At 69.2% G+C, this 17,792-nt stretch carries 19 protein-coding genes; 6 read left to right on the top strand and 13 right to left on the bottom strand.

The annotated features are described in order from the left end of the window. The first annotated feature begins 6 nt into the window (after positions 1–6). Genes MFF22_RS07565 through MFF22_RS07575 form a run of 3 tightly spaced genes read left to right on the top strand, consistent with a single transcriptional unit; the run spans position 7 to position 4,149 of the window. Positions 7–1,377 (top strand): PepSY-associated TM helix domain-containing protein, encoded by a 1,371-nt coding sequence (locus MFF22_RS07565; protein WP_238248349.1) that lies wholly within the window; start codon positions 7–9, stop codon positions 1,375–1,377. Positions 1,378–1,402: 25 nt separating this feature from the next. After that, a complete protein-coding gene (locus MFF22_RS07570; protein WP_238248350.1) occupies positions 1,403–1,801 on the top strand; it encodes a DUF2946 family protein in 399 nt (132 codons plus the stop codon). 41 nt (positions 1,802–1,842) lie between these two features. Beyond that, positions 1,843–4,149 carry a TonB-dependent receptor family protein gene (locus MFF22_RS07575; RefSeq protein WP_238248351.1) on the top strand — a complete coding sequence of 769 codons (2,307 nt, stop codon included), beginning with the start codon at positions 1,843–1,845 and terminating at the stop codon, positions 4,147–4,149. 12 nt (positions 4,150–4,161) lie between these two features. Here MFF22_RS07575 and MFF22_RS07580 read toward each other — a convergent pair whose 3' ends face one another. From MFF22_RS07580 to curA, 7 genes are all read right to left on the bottom strand, one after another. Continuing rightward, positions 4,162–4,821: an SCO family protein gene (locus tag MFF22_RS07580; RefSeq protein ID WP_238248352.1), complete on the bottom strand. Its 660-nt coding sequence runs from the start codon at positions 4,819–4,821 to the stop codon at positions 4,162–4,164. A gap of 301 nt (positions 4,822–5,122) precedes the next feature. Beyond that, positions 5,123–6,298 carry an FMNH2-dependent alkanesulfonate monooxygenase gene (gene ssuD, locus MFF22_RS07585; protein WP_238248353.1) on the bottom strand — a complete coding sequence of 392 codons (1,176 nt, stop codon included), beginning with the start codon at positions 6,296–6,298 and terminating at the stop codon, positions 5,123–5,125. Between the two features lie 19 nt (positions 6,299–6,317). Then, a complete protein-coding gene (locus tag MFF22_RS07590; RefSeq protein ID WP_238248354.1) occupies positions 6,318–7,166 on the bottom strand; it encodes an ABC transporter ATP-binding protein in 849 nt (282 codons plus the stop codon). Beyond that, the gene (gene ssuC, locus MFF22_RS07595) at positions 7,166–7,951 is read right to left on the bottom strand and encodes an aliphatic sulfonate ABC transporter permease SsuC (protein ID WP_238248355.1); all 786 of its coding nucleotides are present in this window, start codon (positions 7,949–7,951) and stop codon (positions 7,166–7,168) included. Before ssuC ends, MFF22_RS07590 begins: the two co-directional genes overlap by 1 nt. Beyond that, the gene (locus MFF22_RS07600; RefSeq protein ID WP_238248356.1) at positions 7,948–8,910 is read right to left on the bottom strand and encodes an aliphatic sulfonate ABC transporter substrate-binding protein; all 963 of its coding nucleotides are present in this window, start codon (positions 8,908–8,910) and stop codon (positions 7,948–7,950) included. Before MFF22_RS07600 ends, ssuC begins: the two co-directional genes overlap by 4 nt. A gap of 8 nt (positions 8,911–8,918) precedes the next feature. Further along, complete coding sequence (gene msuE / locus MFF22_RS07605; protein ID WP_238248357.1) at positions 8,919–9,494, bottom strand: FMN reductase; 576 nt, start codon at positions 9,492–9,494, stop codon at positions 8,919–8,921. Positions 9,495–9,854: 360 nt separating this feature from the next. Beyond that, entirely contained in the window at positions 9,855–10,874 is a 1,020-nt protein-coding gene (gene curA / locus MFF22_RS07610) for an NADPH-dependent curcumin/dihydrocurcumin reductase (RefSeq protein WP_238248358.1), read from the bottom strand. Between the two features lie 226 nt (positions 10,875–11,100). On the opposite strand from curA, the gene MFF22_RS07615 reads away from it, so the two are divergent. Further along, entirely contained in the window at positions 11,101–11,277 is a 177-nt protein-coding gene (locus MFF22_RS07615; RefSeq protein ID WP_238248359.1) for a hypothetical protein, read from the top strand. 242 nt (positions 11,278–11,519) lie between these two features. Then, positions 11,520–11,966, top strand: a complete 447-nt coding sequence (locus MFF22_RS07620) for a hypothetical protein (protein WP_238248360.1) — start codon at positions 11,520–11,522, stop codon at positions 11,964–11,966. Positions 11,967–12,010: 44 nt separating this feature from the next. Here the strand turns inward: MFF22_RS07620 and MFF22_RS07625 are convergent, their stop codons facing one another. Together MFF22_RS07625 and msrQ are read right to left on the bottom strand one after the other, a co-directional pair. Further along, complete coding sequence (locus MFF22_RS07625; protein ID WP_238248361.1) at positions 12,011–12,409, bottom strand: hypothetical protein; 399 nt, start codon at positions 12,407–12,409, stop codon at positions 12,011–12,013. 126 nt (positions 12,410–12,535) lie between these two features. Beyond that, complete coding sequence (gene msrQ, locus MFF22_RS07630; RefSeq protein WP_238248495.1) at positions 12,536–13,513, bottom strand: protein-methionine-sulfoxide reductase heme-binding subunit MsrQ; 978 nt, start codon at positions 13,511–13,513, stop codon at positions 12,536–12,538. A gap of 215 nt (positions 13,514–13,728) precedes the next feature. Between msrQ and MFF22_RS07635 the strand changes: the two genes are divergently transcribed. Continuing rightward, on the top strand, positions 13,729–14,745 hold the full coding sequence (locus MFF22_RS07635; protein ID WP_238248362.1) for an aldo/keto reductase: 1,017 nt from the start codon (positions 13,729–13,731) through the stop codon (positions 14,743–14,745). 9 nt (positions 14,746–14,754) lie between these two features. On the opposite strand, the gene MFF22_RS07640 is transcribed toward MFF22_RS07635, so the two are convergent. The 4 genes from MFF22_RS07640 to MFF22_RS07655 form a co-directional block, all read right to left on the bottom strand. Continuing rightward, positions 14,755–15,303: a hypothetical protein gene (locus MFF22_RS07640; protein ID WP_238248363.1), complete on the bottom strand. Its 549-nt coding sequence runs from the start codon at positions 15,301–15,303 to the stop codon at positions 14,755–14,757. Positions 15,304–15,328: 25 nt separating this feature from the next. Next, positions 15,329–15,847: a hypothetical protein gene (locus MFF22_RS07645; protein ID WP_238248364.1), complete on the bottom strand. Its 519-nt coding sequence runs from the start codon at positions 15,845–15,847 to the stop codon at positions 15,329–15,331. A gap of 68 nt (positions 15,848–15,915) precedes the next feature. After that, positions 15,916–16,428, bottom strand: a complete 513-nt coding sequence (locus MFF22_RS07650) for an SPFH domain-containing protein (RefSeq protein ID WP_238248365.1) — start codon at positions 16,426–16,428, stop codon at positions 15,916–15,918. 616 nt (positions 16,429–17,044) lie between these two features. After that, positions 17,045–17,755 (bottom strand): polyamine aminopropyltransferase, encoded by a 711-nt coding sequence (locus MFF22_RS07655; RefSeq protein ID WP_238248366.1) that lies wholly within the window; start codon positions 17,753–17,755, stop codon positions 17,045–17,047. Positions 17,756–17,792 lie beyond the last annotated feature (37 nt).

The following is a 17,792-nucleotide window of genomic DNA, read 5'->3' on the forward strand; positions in this document are numbered from 1 at the left end:
CCCTTCATGTCGCTCTCGCTCTCCGGCAGCGCCCGCCCATTCGGCGTCGCGCAGACCGCACGCGCCTCGCGCGAGGCCCTCTATCGCGCCGTCTGGCGCTGGCACTTCTACGCGGGCCTACTGTGCCTGCCCTTCCTCGTGAGCCTCTCCGCCACGGGGGCGCTGTACCTGTTCAAGGACGAGATCAACGCCACCGTCTTCGCCGCCCGCACCACGGTGACGCCGTCGGAGAGCCGCCTGGGGCCGGACCGGCTGATCTTCGAGGCCATGCAGGCGGTGCCCGGCGGCACCCCGCTCTCCTACACCGATCCGGCAAGGCCCGACGCCTCGGCGGTGGTGACCCTGGCCGAAGGCAAGGCGAAGATCCTCGTCTATCTGGACCCGGCCGACGGCACCGTGCTCGACACCGTGGACCGGGACGGCGAGTTCTTCGCAGTCGTCAAGCGCCTGCACAGCCTCGCGTATTTCGGGCCCCTGGCGAATGCGGTGATCGAGATCGTCGCTGGCTTCGCGATCATCCTCGTGATCACCGGGGCCTACCTCTGGTGGCCGCGGGGGCAGCAGGGCGGCGTCGTCACCGTCCGGGGCACGCCGCGGCGCCGGGTCTGGTGGCGCGACCTCCACGCCGTGACGGGCTTCGTGGCCGGCGGCGGCCTGCTCTTCCTGGCGATGACCGGCTTGCCCTGGTCGATCTGGTGGGGCGATCAGCTCCGCCACTGGTCGAACGCCGCCGAGCTCGCCCAGCCCTCGATCCTGTGGGCGGGCCGCCCGGTCTCGAAGGTCCCGATGGTCGATGTCCTCCCCTCCACGGGATGGACGATGCAGGACGCCCCGGTGCCGCAATCCCCGGCGGGCACGAAGCCGATCGGCATCGACGAGGCGGCGGCGATCCTCACGCGCCTCGGAATGCCGAGGGGCTTCGAGCTGTCTCTGCCCGTGGGGCCGACGGGGGTCTACGCAGCGGCGGTCTATCCCAAGGACGTCGCCCGCCAGCGGGTCGTCTCCCTCGACCAGTACACCGGCAAGCCCCTCGTGGACGTGCCGTTTCAGCAGATCGGGCCAGTGGGCAGGCTGATCCAGTACGGGATCGGCATCCATCTCGGCCAGTACTGGGGCCGGGCCAATCAACTCGCGATGCTGGCCTTCTGCCTCGCCACCATCCTGCTCTCGGTCACCGCCGGGGCGATGTGGTGGAAGCGCCGCCCCGCCGGCGGGCTCGGGGTGCCGCCCTGGCCCAGGGACCGCCGCGCCGTGGCGGGCGTCACCGGCATCGTCGTCGGCCTGGGTGCCCTGTTTCCCCTCACCGGCCTCGCGATCCTGGCCATGCTCGGCCTCGATCTCATCCTCGGCCTCGCGCTGAGGCGCAGGACCGCCTGATCCATCCGGCCGCGGGGAGGCTCCCGTGCTCGCTTTCCTCCGCGGAGCCGGATCCGGCCGCCGCCTCGGCGTCGGCCTGATCCTGCTCGCCCTTTGGCTGCAGGCCCTCGCCCCCGTGGCGCGGCTGCGGCAGGAAGCCGTGCGGGGTTTGCAGAGCATCGAGGAGGCCATCGCCGGGGCGATCCTCTGCGGCCACGACCCCGCCGGCCCGGACAGCGCCACCGCCCCGTCCGCCCCGGCCCACGCTGCCCACCACGATTGCCCCTTCTGCCGCAGCCACGTGGCGGCACCGGTTCCAGTGACCCCCGCGCCGGTCGTCCGACGCCTCGCCTGGCATGCGGCGGCATGGCCGATTCCCCCACCGCCGCGACCGCTGCGGCCGCCGCCCTCCCCACGTCTCGCCCGGGCTCCGCCCGCCGTCTGACCGCGCCCGATCCTTCCCGCGTTCAGACGAGACCCTTTCCCATGACCAGACCTTCCCTGACCCGGCTCTTCGCCGTGCTCCTTGTCGCGCCCGCCGTGGTGCCGGCGGCGCAGGCGCAGCAATCCGTCACCCTCGACGAACTCTCCGTGACCGGTGAGGGCGCGCCCGTGCCCGGCGCCGGCATCCGCCCGGCTTTCGGTGTCGCCGCCCCGCCCAACAGCGCCTCGTCCGTCATCGACCAGCCCGTCGGGCAGGTGGTCACGGAGATCGGCCGCCAGAACACCATCTCGGATCGTCCGGCCACGAGCATCGGCTCGGTGCTGATCAACAGCCCGGGTGTCACCGTGCGCCAGGGCAACGGCGCCCGGGACGTCGTCGTCTCGATCCGCGGCAACAATGCCCGCTCGACGGGCGTCATCAAAAACATGGTCGTGTTGGAGGACGGGTTCGTCCTGACCCAGCCGGACGGTGCCTCCCGGTTCGACCTCACCGACCCGCGGGCCTATTCGCGCATCGACGTGTTCCGAGGGCCGCAATCAGCCCTGTTCGGCAACTACGCGACCGGGGGCGCCATCGCCTTCTACACGCGCACCGGCCGGGAGATCGACGGCTACGAGTATGGCGTCGATGCCGGCTCGTTCGGCTATCTCTCGAACTATTTCACCGTGGGCAAGGCGAGCGGGCCGTTCGAGATCAGTCTGTTCGCCAGCGACGTCCGCGGCAACGGCTATCAGGATCACTCGTCCTACGACACGCAGACCGTCAACCTGCTGGCGAGCTACACGCCGACGCCCGACAACCGCTTCACCCTGAAGGTCATCAACAACGAGCTTCACGCCAATCTGGCCGCCCGCTCCTCGCTGGCCCAGTACGGCATGAACCCGTATCAGATCGGCTGCGCGGCGGCGGCCACGGCGGCTCCGGGTTGCACAACCTACAATTACTTCGTCAACGGCGCATTCGGGCGAACCGTGCCGGTCACGGCGACCGAGGCTTCGCTCCAGCGCAACGACAGGCGGACGATCGCAGCCCTGCGGTACGAGCACGATGTCGACGCCTTCACCACATGGCGGACGCAGATCGGCTTCGATGAGCGAAACTTCAACCAGCCGTTCTATACGACGTCCTCGCGCGGGTCGTACCCGTCGTGGAACTTCCTCACCGACCTGACCCGCCGGGGCGATCTCTTCGGCCTGCCGGCGGTGGGCTACGTCGCGTTGGCCTACAACACGATCGACAACCACATCTCGACCTACAACCGGGCGCCCTATGTCGGCCCGCGCCTTGGGGCGTTGATCGGCGACCAGAGCGCCGTGCAGGATAATCTCGGTGGGCGAGCCCGGATCGAGGTAGCCCTCAGCGACCGCTGGACGGCGGTGGCCGGCATCAGCGCGGAATCGACCCGGATCACGGGCGGCAACGTCGCCTATACGACGACGGCTGCCGGAACGACGCAGACCTTCGCGGGGACCGATCGGGATTTCTTGAATACGGCCCCCGAACTCGCCCTCGTCTTCAGGGCGAACGAGGCATGGCAGATCCGGGCCCGGGCGGCGACGGGCTACACCACCCCGGCCGCCTCGAACCTGTTCGTCACCCCGGCCGGGCTGCCGGGCAACAACACCCAGTTGAAGACCCAGGAAAACCTCGGCTTCGACCTGGGGGCCGACTGGACGCCGCTCCCCAACGTCTCGGTGAGCCTCACCGGGTTCTACGAGTTCTTCCGCAACGAGTTGGTCTCACAATCGCCGGGAGCCGGATTGCTGGCCTACACGTTCAACGCCCCGGCCTCCGAGCATCGGGGCATCGAGTTCGGCGCCAGCTACGCGTTCGCCGACGGCTGGCGGGCCACCGCGGCCTATGGCTACAACGACCAGATCTACACGAAGTATTTAGAGCAGATCAGCGCCGGCAGCCTCACCCGGCGCTTCGACCGGGCCGGCAACCGCATCCCCGGGGTGCCGGCAAACCAGCTCCTCGCCCGGATCGGCTACGACGTGCCCACGGGGCCGCTGGCCGGCCTCGGCGCTTTCGTGGAGACGGTGTTCCAGGACGATTTCACTATCGATAACGCCAATCTCCTGAAGGCCCCGGGCTACGCCATCGTCAACGCCAACATCCACTACGACACCGCGTTGACCGGCGGCTACGCCAAGCGGCTGAACCTCTATGTCGAGGTGCGAAACCTGTTCGACACGGTGTACATCGCCTCCGCGCAGAACCTCGCCAACACGATCAGCGGCACGACCGGCTTCCAGAACGGCGCGGCGGTGCTCGCAACCACGACGGGCTCGATCTATGCCGGCGCGCCGCGGACCTTCACGGGCGGGATGCGGCTGGCATTCTGACGGGCGGCGGCCTTACGAGGCCTTGCAGGTCGCGTCCGCCGCGCCGTCCCACAGGCTCACCCCGCCGCCGGGGTGGCACTGGCCGGGGTAGGCCAGGGTGATCAGCTTGGCGAGGGCGATCCTGCCGTCCTCGTTGTAGCCGATCTCGCCCACCGGCTTCCCGTCGCGGTCGAAAAGCTCCACGGAGGCCGTGTGATCGAGGGTGTAGTCGCCGTCCTTCGTGGCGATGCGGCGGTAGTGGATATGGTAGAGGTCGGCCATCCGGGCGACCTCTTCTGGCGTGCCGACGAGGGCGCGGATGCGCGGATCGAAGGCGGTGAGGTAGTCCCGGAGCGTCTCCGGCGTGTCCCGGGCCGGGTCGAGGGTGACGAACACGACGTTCAGGCGGTCGGCGTCCTTCCCCATCGTGTCCATGGCCGCCGAGAGGGTGGACAGTGTCGTCGGGCAGACTTCCGGGCAGCGGGTGAAGCCGAAGAACAGGACGGTCGGCTTTCCCTTGAGGTCGGCCTCGGTCACTGGCTTGCCGTCGAGGTCGGCGAGGGTGAACGGGCCGCCGACCCGCCGGGGGTGGCTGAAGGACGAGCCCTGCTGCAACACGATCGCGCCCGTGCCCGCGGCCACGAGGGCGAGCATCACACCGGAGGCGAGGACGGCGACGGGGGTCGGGATCACGGGCGGCATCCAGGGCGGCGCGGGAGCCTCCCTCAGATAATTTCGAAGGCGTGGGATTACCACCGCCTCCCGTCATCCCATTCCGTGCTTCTCATCCTGAGGTCGATCGCCGGAGACGACGGCGTGTCCTCTTTTTAGCGCGGTTTCGGAAATCATTGGAACGCGTGCTTACCGTCTTTGCGAGCGAAGCGAAGCAATCCAGGGCAGCGGGACATCTCGGAAGTGAGCGGATCCCTGGGTTGCTTCGCTCCGCTCGCAATGACCGTGGAGATGACGTGATCCAGGTGTCCCGGAAAACGCTTTAGCTCGCCGACACCTGCCGCTGCGGCACGAGGTCGTTGGCGATGATCTCGCCGAACGGACCATCGTTGCGGGCGCCGCCGGCAGCGCGGCCGGTGGTCGCCCGGAGGGGGAGCTTCGGGAAGACCAGCTCGGCGAAACGGTAGGCCTCCTCCAGGTGCGGGTAGCCGGAGAGGATGAACCGGTCGATCCCGATGTCGATGTACTCCTTCATCCGGTCGGCGACCTGATCGGCTGAGCCGACGAGGGCCGTACCCGCCCCGCCCCGGACCAGCCCGACCCCGGCCCAGAGGTTCGGGGAGACGACGAGCTTGTCCCGGCTTCCGCCGTGCAGGGCCATCATCCGGCTCTGGCCGACGGAATCCTGGCGCTTCAAAGTCTCCTGCGCCTTGGCGATGGTCGCGTCGTCGAGGCGCGAGATCAGGCGCTCGGCCGCATCCCACGCCTCGGCCTCGGTCTCGCGGACGATGACGTGCAGGCGGATGCCATAGGAGAAGGTCTTGCCCTTCGCCGCGGCGGCTTCCCGGGCGGCGGCGATCTTCTCGGCGACCTGGGCCGGGGGCTCGCCCCAGGTCAGGTAGACGTCGCAATGCTCGGCCGCCACCTTCATGCCCGCGGGCGAGGAGCCACCGAAATAAAGAGGCGGATAGGGCTTCTGGACCGGCGGAAAGATGACCCGCCCGTTCTCCACCCGCAGATGCTTGCCCTCGAAGCTCACAGTCTGCCCGGAGACGAGGCCGCGCCAGATGTGCAGGAACTCGTCCGTCACTTCGTAGCGTGCGTCGTGAGAGAGGAACACGCCGTCGCCGGCCAATTCCACGGGATCCCCGCCGGTCACGACGTTGATCAGCAGGCGACCGCCCGAGATCCGGTCGAGGGTCGCGGCCATGCGGGCCGCCGCGGAGGGCTCCTGCAGGCCCGGCCGCACGGCCACGAGGAAGCGCAGGTCCCGCGTCGCGGGTGCGAGCGCCGAGGCGATCACCCAGGAATCCTCGCAGGACCGGCCCGTCGGCAACAGGACACCGAAATAGCCGAGTTCGTCCGCCGCCTGGGCGATCTGCCGGAGATAGGGGAGCGACACCTCCCGGGCGCCTTCCGCCGCGCCGAGATAGCGGCCGTCGCCGTGGGTCGGGAGGAACCAGAGGACGTCGGCGCGTCCGTCTTGCGGTGCGGTCATGGTGCTGTCCTTCGTGGCGTCAGGCCGCCGGTTGCGTGCCGAGCAGATGGTCGAGGATGCGCCCTTCGAGGCGGGCGAGTTCGGGCTCACCCCGGCGGCGGGGCCGGGGCACGTCCACCCGCAGGTCGAGGGCGACGCCCCCGCCCTCCATGACGAGGATGCGGTCGGCCAGCGCCACCGCCTCGCTCACGTCGTGGGTGACGAGCAGCGCGGTGAAGCCCTGGCTGCGCCAGATCCGCTCGATCAGGTCCTGCATGCCGATCCGCGTCAGGGCGTCGAGGGCGCCGAGGGGCTCGTCGAGGGCGAGGAGGCCCGGCCCGCTCACCAGGGCCCGGGCGAGGGCGACCCGCTGGCGCTGGCCCCCGGAGAGGGTCGCGGGCCACTGCCCGGCCTTGTCGGCGAGGCCGACCTCGGCCAGGGCCGCCGCGGCCCGGTCCCTGCGCTCGCTGCGGGTCCCGATGCCGGTGAGGCCCACCGCGACGTTGTCGAGAACGCTCGCCCAGGGCAGGAGGCGCGGCTCCTGGAACATGATCCGCCGGGGCGCGACGGCCCGGGGGGAGGCCGCCGTCGGCGCCTCGACGTTCACCCGGCCGGCGGTGGGTCGCTCCAGGCCGAGGATCGTGCGCAGCAGGGTGCTCTTGCCGCAACCGGATCGGCCGACGATGGCCGTGAAGCCGCCCGGCGGCAGGTAGAGGTCGAGCCCGGCGATGACCGTATGGCCGTCGAAACTCTTGTGCAGGTCCTGCACCGTCACGGACAGGCCCCGGCCGGCCGGCGGGCGGGCGTGTTGTCCGGCGCGGGAGGTGGCCTCGCCGACGAGCGGGTGGGGGGCGGGGAGGGCGTCCCGGCTCAAGGCGTCGAGCAGCATCAGGCGCTCCTGTAGGCGGGGTTCCAGGACAGGCAGCTGCGCTCCAGCGCCCGGGTGAGGGTGTCGGCGAGCTTGCCCAGCGCCGCGTAGATCAAGATCGCCAGGACGACGACGTCCACGAGCATGAACTCCCGCGCCTGCATCGCCATGTAGCCGAGGCCCGATGAGGCCGAGATCGTCTCGGCGACGATCAGCGTCAGCCACATGATGCCCAGCGCATAGCGCAGGCCCACGAAGATCGAGGGCAGGGCGCCGGGCAGGACGACCCGGCGGAACAGGTCGGCCCGGGACATGCCGTAGACGCGGCCCATCTCCACCAGGGCGGGATCGACCGAGCGGATGCCGTGGAGGGTGTTGGCGTAGATCGGGAAGAACACCCCCAGCGCCACGAGGAACAGCTTCGCCTCCTCGCCGATGCCGAACCAGAGGATCACGAGGGGGATCAGCGACAGGTGGGGCACGTTGCGCACCATCTGCACGGAGGTGTCGGTGAGGGCCTCCGACAGCCGCGACAGGCCGTTGGCGAGGCCAAGGGCGAAGCCGATGCTTCCGCCGACGGCGAAGCCCGCGAGGGCCCGGAGGGTGCTGACCCCGAGATTGGTCCAGAGTTCGCCGGTGCGACCGGCCTCCCAGCCGGCGCGGACGACGTCGAGGGGTGCAGGCATGACCCGGTTCGAGACGAACACGGCCGAGACCGCGGCCTGCCACCCGACGAGGATCGCGGCCGGCAGCAGCCAGGGGGTGGCGGTGTCCCGGAGGCGTGAGAGAGTCAGGGCCCGGCTCATCGGCTGGCGGCCTCCGTCGGCGCGGTCCACACCGCGTCCGCCACGTGGATCGGACGGGGGATCAGCTTGAGGCCGTAGAAGCGGTCCGCGATGGCCTGCTGCGCCGCCACGGCCCGGGGATTCATAGGGCCGATGACGAAATCGGTCCGGTCCACGGCCCGCCGGGTAGCCGGCAGGGGCACGCCGGTCCCCTGGGAGAGGAGGGCGGCGACCTCGCCCCGGTTCTGCGTGCACCATTGCGCGACCCGGCCGAGGGCGCCGATGGCTGCCGAGAGCACGGCGGGCCGCTGTTCCGCGACAGCCTGGCTCGCCAGGAAGAAGTTGTTCTGCGGGGCGATCTGAGTGGCGTCGGCCAGCACGCGCACGCCGTCGCCGGCCTGCGCGATGGCATAATAAGGGTCCCAAATCGTCCAGGCGTCGATGCTGCCCCGGGCGAAGGCGGCGGCGGCATCGGCCGGGGCCAGGGTCACGGGCTCGATGTCGGCATAGGTCAGGCCCGCCTTCTCCAGGGCCGCCACCGTCAGGTTGTGGGCGCTCGACGCCTTCGCGAAGGCGACCCGCTTGCCCTTGAGGTCCGCCAGGGTCGCGATGCTCGATCCCTTGGGCAGGAGAATGCCCGAGCCGGAGCCCCCCGCTTCCTGCGCGGCGGCGTAGACCAGGGTGGATTTCGCCGCCTGGGCGAAGATTGGCGGTGCGTCGCCGGTCTGCCCGAAATCGATCCCGTCGAGGGACAGGGCTTCGAGGAGGGGCGGGCCGAAGGAGAACTCCACCCAGCTGACTTTCTGGCCGAGGGGCTCCAGGGCGGCCTCGATCGCCCTCTGCTGCTTGGCGACGACGAGGATGCCGTTCTTCTGATAGCCGATGCGGAACACGCCGGGCTCGGCGGCGCGGGCGGGGCGGGCGAGGTGGAGGGCCGGGATCGCCGCGAGCCCGGCGAGGAGGGTGCGCCTGTGCAGCATCGCAGACCTCACCGGGCGGCGGCGGCGGGCGCCGGCGCCGCGGCCGCCGCCGTATGCGCCAGCAGGTCGGACAGAAGGCTGCCGGCCAGGGCGGCCCGCTCCCGCACGCCCTGATCGGCAAGGGCGCCTTCGCGGAAATCCCCGTCCGAGGCGTAGACCGTCACGGGGACCTGGAGCGCTCCGAAGAAGCCGAACAGGGGCCGGAACGCGTGCTCCACCACGAGGGCGTGACGGGGGCCGCCGCCCGTGGCGACGATGGCGACCGGCTTGCCCGCCAGGGCGCCGGGATCGACCAGATCGAACAGGTGCTTGAACAGGCCGGTATAGCTGCCCTTGTAGACCGGCGAGCCGACGACGAGCCCGTCCGCCTCCTCGATGGCGTCGACGAGCCTGCGGGCGGGAAGGGAGAGCTGGTCCCGGGTCCAGGCGGCGCCGAGGCCGGGGCCGGCATCGACGAAGTCGAACACCCGCGCCTCGACCGCGCTGCGCGAGCGGACCTCCTGGAGGACGGTCTCCACCAGGGTGCGGGTCTTCGACGGTCGTTGCACGTTCGCGCTCAGGCCGACGAGTCTCGGACGGGTCATCGCGGGGTCTTTCTGATGGGCTGGACCGCAGGATGCGAGACGGATCGACCTTTCCGGTCCTCATCCGCCGTCGCGGGTCCAAGTTGTCGCGATGAAAGGTGCCCCCGCGGCCGCCTTCCGTCAATGAAACGCATTTTCAAAGATCGCCGCCGCGGCAGTGGATCATTCCGGTCCCGTGCCGAACGGCAGAAACGACTTCGCGTCGGAGCTCGTATCGCAGCGTTAAGTTTCGCAGCACGCGAATTTGCGTGGTGAATAAAGAGAAATGATTTCGCCGGGCGGGCCGTGTCGGAAAAGATCGTCGCCCCACGGCGGCCTTCGGGAGACGAAAGCCGCCGCGGTTCCGGCCGGGTCGTCCGCTCAGGGCGAGACGCGCACCACGAGCTTGCCGAAGTTGCGGCCCTTAAGCATGCCGATGAACGCCTCGGGGGCCTTCTCCAGGCCCTCGACGACGTCCTCCCGGTAGCGCAAGCGGCCTTCCTTCAACCAGTCGCTCACGTCCCGGTGGAAGTCGCCGGCCTGGGCGCGGAAATCCCACACGATGAAGCCCTGGATGTGCAGACGCTTGGTCAGCACCATGCGCAGGAGCGCCGGCCGCTGGTCAGGGCCGGGGGGGACTTCCGTGGCGTTGTAGGACGACACGAGTCCGCAGACCGGCAGGCGGGCGAAGTCGTTCAGCAGCGGCAGCACCGCGTCGAACACCGCTCCGCCGACATTCTCGAAATAGACGTCGATGCCCTTGGGGCAGGCCTGGGCCAGGGCCTCGGGGAAGTCCGGCGCCCGGTGGTCCACGGCGGCGTCGAAGCCAAGTTCTTCGGTCAGGTAGCGGCATTTGTCGGGGCCCCCGGCGATCCCGACCGCCCGCGCACCCTTCAGCCGGGCGATCTGCCCGACCATGGAGCCGACGGGCCCCGTGGCGGCGGCCACCGCGACCGTCTCGCCGGGCTTGGGCTGCCCGATGTTGAGGAGGCCGGTATAGGCCGTCATACCGGGCATGCCGAGGATCCCGAGGGCCGTCGAGGGCGGAGCCTCGGAGGGATCGACCCGGCGTCCGCCCTTGCCGTCCGTCACGAAGTACTCCTGCCAGCCCGCGAAGGCCGTGAGCAGGTCCCCGACCCGGTAGTCCGGGTTGTTGGAGGCCACGACCTCGCCCACCGTCTCGGCGGTGATCGGATCGCCGATCTCCACGGGCGCGGCATAGGATTTCGCCGCGCTCATTCGCCCGCGCATGTAGGGATCGAGGGACAGCCACTTCGTCCGCAGGAGAACCTCCCCCGGCCCCGGCGTCGGGATGGGGACTTCCTCCAGGCGGAAATCCTGCGGCGTCGGCTCGCCGTGCGGCCGGGCGGCCAGGACGATTCGGCGGTTCATGGCGGCCATGGGAGGCTCCTCGGTCGGGAAAGGGTGTCGCACCCCGGATGTGGGGCACCGGTCCGGGAGGGCAAATCCCGCCCGCGTCCCTGCATGCCATGATCCCCTGATCCCGGGCCGGAATGCTGCGGGAATGGGCGCCGGACACCAACGGTTAAGCCTACCCGCCTATCACCGGACTGTGTCCGGCCGCCCGTCCGGCCGTCCTCCCGAAACCCGCGAAGACGCTTGATCCATGACCCGTGAACAGGTTGCCACCGCGCTGCGCCGCCTCGTCGCCCTGCAGGTCGAAGACATCGAGCGGGCGGTCCGCGACGGCCACAAGACCATCGCCCTCAACGAACTCGCCGACCTGAACCGGCAACTCAAGGCCTTCGCCGTCGCGCTGAAGAAGGCCCCGGCGCGGATCTGATCTTCCGCCGCCGATTCGGCCGGGACATTGTCAGAAGAAGCGCGATTCAGGGTCAAATATTCGAATATTTTGGATTGTATGACGTTCTACTGCCTGACAAATTGGTGGTATGGAGGGATTTGACTCCCAATATGATTTAAAAGTAGACATATGAGCCGCATATAACGTTATGTCGGCTCATCAAGGCTGGGTTGTACTTGCACATTGCTTGTACGGCCGGTCTTATCGATTGGGAGTCTCCCATGAGCTTCGATCCCGATTTCGACTTCAGCTACGATACGATCGTCAAGCATATCCAGGATGAGCTGTCGCATCTTGCGCAATACCTGCCGCCGGAAGTGGAAATCCCCTCTTTCGACGACATTTCCGGCGATCTCGCCTCGCTCGGCGATCTGAACGACGGCGCGAACGAGATCCCGCAGGGCGCGGCCCCGGCGTCGTTCACGCTGCAGTCGGACCACGTGTTCGACTTCGGCAAGGTTCAGCCGCATGTGGTCGAGCAGCACGGCCCCGATTACTCGACCAAGACCGAAACCTGGAACCACGACGAGTCGCACCAGACGGGTGCCGGCGCGAAGGGTTGGTCGAACTCCGGCTCGTTCGCGGATGCCTTCCCCAAGGCCGACACGGCGACTCCCGCCGCTGCCAATTTCGCCGCTGCCAAGCCGGCTTCGTTCAGGGCGGCCTGAGGTCAGAGCGCCGGCCGTGCGTTCGAGGCGCGGCCGGCGCCCGCTTACTTCTGCATCGCTTCGGCCTCGCACTGGGCGTAGGCTGAGCTTGCCTTCACGTAGGCGTTGAGCTTCTGGAGATAGGCCTCGGCCAGGGGCCGGAACGCCTGGGCCTGGGTGTTAAACACCTTCACCGCATCGTTGTAGCTGTAGGCTTCCCAGCCGGGGCAGCCTTCCTTGGCATCGAGGCAGGCGGGCTTCTGCGGCAGCGCCGGCTTCTGGGGCCTCTCGCCGGTCGAAGGCGGGACCGGCACCGTGCAGGTCGCCGCCACGGGGGAGGGCGGGGTGGCCGGCGCCGCCAAGGCTTTGGCCGGGGCCGCCGCGGCCGGCTTGGCCGGGGGTGCCGCCAGGGCCGGTGTGGAACTCAGGACGCACGCGAGAACTAGGAGCGGGCCGCGTCTCATCCGAAAAACTCCGCCGTCGCCCCGCCGGGAAGGCAGGCGAGCCGGCGGGTTTTGCGGCATCCCGTCTTCGCCGACAAGCGCGGCCTCACACCGCTGCCGTTCGATCGCCTCGTTGCCGCTCCGCTGTCATGGCGAGCGAGAGGGAAGCAATCCAGCCGGCGCCGCTCGATCCGGATGAGCTGCGCTCTGGATTGCTTCGGCTTCGCCTCGCAATGACGGTGCGGGGGCGGCCGCCCGCCGGGCTGGCGCAGGCTTCGCCGCCTTGCCGCCCCGCAGGTTCTGGATGAAGGCTGTGGCCGGCAGGGCGAGGCCCACCGCCAGCACCCACCAAGCGGGGCGGATCGGACCGGAAAAGTCGAGATTCGCGGCCAGGACGAGGTTGGCCGGCACGCCGCTGGCGAGACCGTACCATGCCGCCTCCAGCCCCGCCGTCAGCAGGGCGGCGGCGATGGCCAGCAGGAGGAGTGCCCAGGGGCGCTCGGGAGGGTGGAAGCGCCGCATCGCCCGCCAGCCCATCAGAAGCAGGAACACCCCCGTCCAGAAGACCGGCGCGGAGACGTCGATCTTAGCCTGAAGGAAGTAGTGGACGAGGCCGAGCACCATGATGGTATAGACGAGCTTGTGCAGGCGGTGCCAGTTCGGCCCCATGGCGCGGATCGCGGCGTCGGTCGAGGTGACGCCAAGGGCGATCAGCCCGACGAGGGCGACGAAGCCGATCGTCAGGTAGATCCGCAGGGCGATCTCCGAGACGACCTTCGTCAGGTCGAAGTTCTGGTCGACGACGTAGAGCACCAAGTGCGCGAGGGCGTAGGCCATCGCCGTCACCCCGAGCATCCGTCGCACCAGGATCAGCCGCGGCCAGTCGGCGACGCGCCGGAGCGGCGTGATCGCGAGCGTCGCCAGCAGGAAGCGCACGGTCCACTCGCCGGTCCCGTGGATCAGGGCCGTGATCGGTTTGGCGCCCAGGGCGTCGAGCCGGTAGGCGAAGGCGAGTTCACAGGCCGGCGCGAGGCAGGCGAGGAACACGGCGAGCTTCAGCCAGGACAGGCGGCCGGCCCGGTCGAGCCAGGGCCAGAGCCGGGAGGCCGTGATCCGCGGGGTCATGGTCTTGGTGGTCATGCGCGGCCGGGTTGCGAGTTCGGAGGGCGTCATCGGGATCGCTGCAGTGACGAGGGGAACGAGAACGGCTCCCATGCCGTGCCGTCCCTTCGCAGGGTCAGTTCGCCGCGCCGGGCCCCGGGTTACGCCGGGGGCGCGGTTGACGATGCCGGCACCGGGCCGACATAGGGCCGGGCGCACCCAAGGCACGGATCCCCTTCATGCAGTATCGCCATCTCGGCCGTTCCGGCCTCCAGGTCTCGCCGATCTGCCTCGGTACGATGATGTTCGGCGGCCCCACCGACGAGGCCGATGCCGGCCGGATCGTCGCCCATGCGAGGGACGCGGGCGTGACCTTCATCGACACTGCGAACGTCTACACGGACGGGCGTTCGGAGGAGATCACCGGCCGGCTCATCGCGGCCGAGCGCCATGCCTGGGTGCTGGCGACGAAGGTCGCCAACCCGACCGGCCCGGGGCCCAACGACGGCGGCCTCTCCCGCGTGCACATCATGAAGGCCGCCGAGGACAGCCTGCGCCGCCTCGGCACGGATTTCATCGACATCTACTACCTCCACAAGGAGGACCACGGCACGCCCCTCGGCGAGACGGTCCGCGCCCTCGCCGACCTCGTCCGCGCCGGCAAGGTCCGGCATTTCGGCGTCTCGAACCACCGGTCCTGGCGGATCGCCGAGATCTGCCGTCTCTGCGACGAGGCGGGGATCGATCGCCCGGTGGTGAGCCAGCCCTACTACAACGCCTTTAACCGGATGCCGGAGACCGAGCATCTCCCGGCCTGTGCGCATTACGGGCTCGGTGTTGTGCCGTATTCGCCCCTCGCCCGGGGCGTGCTCACCGGCAAGTACGATCCCGACGCCCCGCCGCCCGGGGAATCCCGCGCCGGCCGGTCGGACAAGCGGATGATGCAGACCGAGTGGCGGCCGGAATCCCTCCGGATCGCCCGGACGTTCAGGGATCATGCGCAGGCGCGGGGAATCACCGCCGGGCAGTTCGCCACGGCCTGGGTGCTGAACAACCGCCTCATCACCGGGGTGATCGCCGGACCGCGGACCTTGCCGCAATGGGAGGAGTATCTCGGCGCCCTGGACTACGTCTTCACGCAGGAGGACGAGGATCTGGTCGACCGCTACGTCGCCGTCGGCCATCCATCGACACCCGGCTACAACGATCCCGCCTATCCGATCGAGGGGCGGCTGCCGCGCTCCGGGGCGGCGTAGCACCGTCCGTCAGGACGCCCGGGCGATCGGCATCCGCGGGCCGGGGAGGAGGCCCCGGCTCGCTTCCTCGAAGCTCGACAGCCAGTCCTCCACCACGACCACGCGCTGGTCGGCCGCCTGGGCCCGCTCTTCCGCGCGCTGGACCCGGGCATCCGCCCGGTCCTGGATCACCCTGATCCGCGCTTCGGCCAGGGCCTGGATCTCCCGCGACTTCGCCTCGGCCAGGGCTTCGGCCTTGGCGACGAGGGCCTTGTACTTCTCCACGTCGTCCAGGGCTCGCCTGAGGTCGCCGGCCAGGGCCTCGTAGGCGGCGTTCTGCGCCCGCAGGCGGGTGTCCTGCTGCTGTGCCGCTGCGCCCGCTGCGGAGATCGTCTCGACCAGACCCGTCCAGTCGGAGACGACGTGCCGGTCCGCCACGGCCTCCTCCTCCACCGGCGGCAGAGAGATGCGCGCGCGGGGGGCGGGGGTCCGGGACCGGCGCCGGTGCGGCGCCCTGACGATGGTGGCGGCGATGCGGGCGTCGAGCTGATCCCAGAACGCTTCGTCTATCCCTGCCATTCTGGTCCCCTGTCCCTGCGGACCGTTACGCCACGGCGGCGCGGCCGATGCTCGACGCGATCGCGGAGGCTTCCTCCGAACCCGGGGCGAATTCGGACTCGATCGCTTCGGCGATCCGCTGCAGCCAGCCCTCGGCGGCCTCGGCGCGCTCCTCGGCGACCCGGGCGCGCTCCTCGGCGGCCTTGATCAGGGCGTTGGCCTGGGCCTGGATATCCCGTGCCCGCTGCTCCGCCGCCTGGACCTGGCTGCGAGCGGCCTGCATGTCGGCCCGGACCTGATCGAGCAGTTCCTGGGTGCGGAACTCCTGCTCCTGGGCACGGTCCTCCACGTCGCGGATGTAGCTCGCCGCGTCGCGGACCCGCTCCAGCAGGCCGGCCATCTTGTCCGAGTTCGGGAAGCCTTCGCCATAGGCCTTGTCGGCGAGGGACTTTCCGCCTGCGTTCAGCTGCAGGATCTTCTTCACCTGCTCGGCATTCGCGAACTTCTTGCCCTTGTCCATCAGGGAGCTCACGGTCGCGTTCGGCTCAAAGGTCAGGTCGTCCATCGGTCCCTATCCCGCGTCTTGCCTGTTGTTGTGGTTCCCGGGCGAACCTGGGACGGAGGAGGGGCGCTTCACGCGCCGGTATGGACGCCCGTGAAGAGGTTCTTGGCGGCGTTGTCGATCCGCTGCAGCCACTTCTCGGCGGTCACGGCCCGAAGGTTGGCGGCGCGGGTCTTCTCTTCCGCGATCTTCACGCGGCCGTCGGCCTCGTTGCGGATCGAACGGATCTGCGCTTCCGCCGCGAGCCGGATCTCCTGGACCTGGGCGTCGGCCTCGGCCTGGATGCGCTGGACCCGGGCATCGGCCTGGAGTTGCGTCTCGTGGGCCTGCTTCTCGAACACACGCAGGCGCTGGTGAACGTCCCGGAGTTCCTTCTGCAGGTCCTGCAGGGTCTCCTTGTAGGACTTGGCCTGTTCCTTGACCCGTGTCCGCTGCTCGTCGGCGTAACCGGCCATGCCGTTGATGATGTCGAGCGTCGTGGTCCAGTCGGCCAGATCCTCGCCCTCGCCGAGATCGAGGTCGGGATCTGCCGAGAACTGCGCCGCCGCCTGCGGACGGGCCGCCTCGACGGGTGTTTCCAGCAATTCCTTCTCCGCGACGTCGTCCCGCGTCGAAGGAGGATTGTCGAGACCGGACTTCAGAACGAGAATCTCAGCGCTTCTTTGATCAGGAATAGCGTCTAGCCCTTCCGCAAACTGGTTCAAGATTTGCGACCAGGGAGTGCGCGCAGTCACCGCCATGTTTCTGCCCTCCACACGAAAACTTAATCTAATCGTATGTGGACCATGGGCATGGTTAATGCGCAGTTAATGGGCGCCGGCTGGGTAAGCCTTTTCTAATGTGTCCTGCCGGCCATTAACATGTCGACGGTTGCGGCAACCCGACCGTCCCCGAGTTAGGTTGTTCGCTCCGCTTGCTCAGTTCAGGCACATCGACCGGCTTGCCTCAGTAATGCAACCAGAAGTCGTACACTCGCCAGGTTGACCGAAAACAACCGTGAGAAACACAACTCACACTGCTAAAATTCGCTGTAAAGCAAGGAGTGGATGGATTTCGGTGGCACCGTGGTGCGGGGCGGTGTTGCTTGGCGAGGTGGTGCCGCTACACCTCCCTGTGGCACGGATACTGATCTTTATTCCTACCGGGTTATGTGCTCCGCGACGGGGCAGGGGTACTCTCGAGGGCGCCGGGACGCCGACGTTACCGGCCCGGGGCGCGTCCGGCTAGGACGGCGGCCTGGTTCGGACGGGAGGCGAGCCACACGACATGCCGGGCGCCGCGCCGGCCGCCCGAGCGAGGGCGGACCTCGTCGACGGCAAAGCCGCCATTCTGCAGCCGCGCCTTGAACTTCCGGTCGGGCCCCCCCGACCAGACGCCGAGGACGCCCTGCGGACTCAGGGCCCAGAGCGCCCGCTTCACGCCCCAGCTGTCGTAGAGGCGATCGTTCTCCCGGCGAGTCAGGCCCTCGGGGCCGTTGTCGACGTCCAGCAGGATCGCGTCCCAGGCCCCGGCCCCCGATTGGATCAGGCGGTTCACGTCCGCCTCGTGCAGGGCAACGCGGGGATCGTCCAGGCAACCCTTGAACACGCCCGCGAGGGGCCCCTTCGCCCAGGCGATCACCTTGGGCACCAGTTCGGCCACGGCCACGTGGGCGTCTGGCCCGAGGCTCGCCAGGGCGGCCCTGAGGGTGAAGCCCATGCCGAGGCCGCCGATCAGGATTCTCGGGGCGCGCATTCCCGCGAGGCGCTCGCAGGCGAGGACGGCCAGGGCCTCCTCCGAGCCGCCGCGGAAGCTGTTCATCAGTTCGTTCGACCCGGCGAAGATCGAGAATTCCTGGCCCCGCTGCATCAGGCGCAAGGGGGCTTCGCAGCCGGGGACAGGGCCAGTGTCGATCTCGATCCAGGGAAGCACGATCGGTCCTCAAGGGTGTGAGGGACCGCGGGTAACG

It is taken from the genome of Methylobacterium persicinum (assembly GCF_022179525.1).
Taxonomy (GTDB): Bacteria; Pseudomonadota; Alphaproteobacteria; order Rhizobiales; family Beijerinckiaceae; genus Methylobacterium; species Methylobacterium persicinum.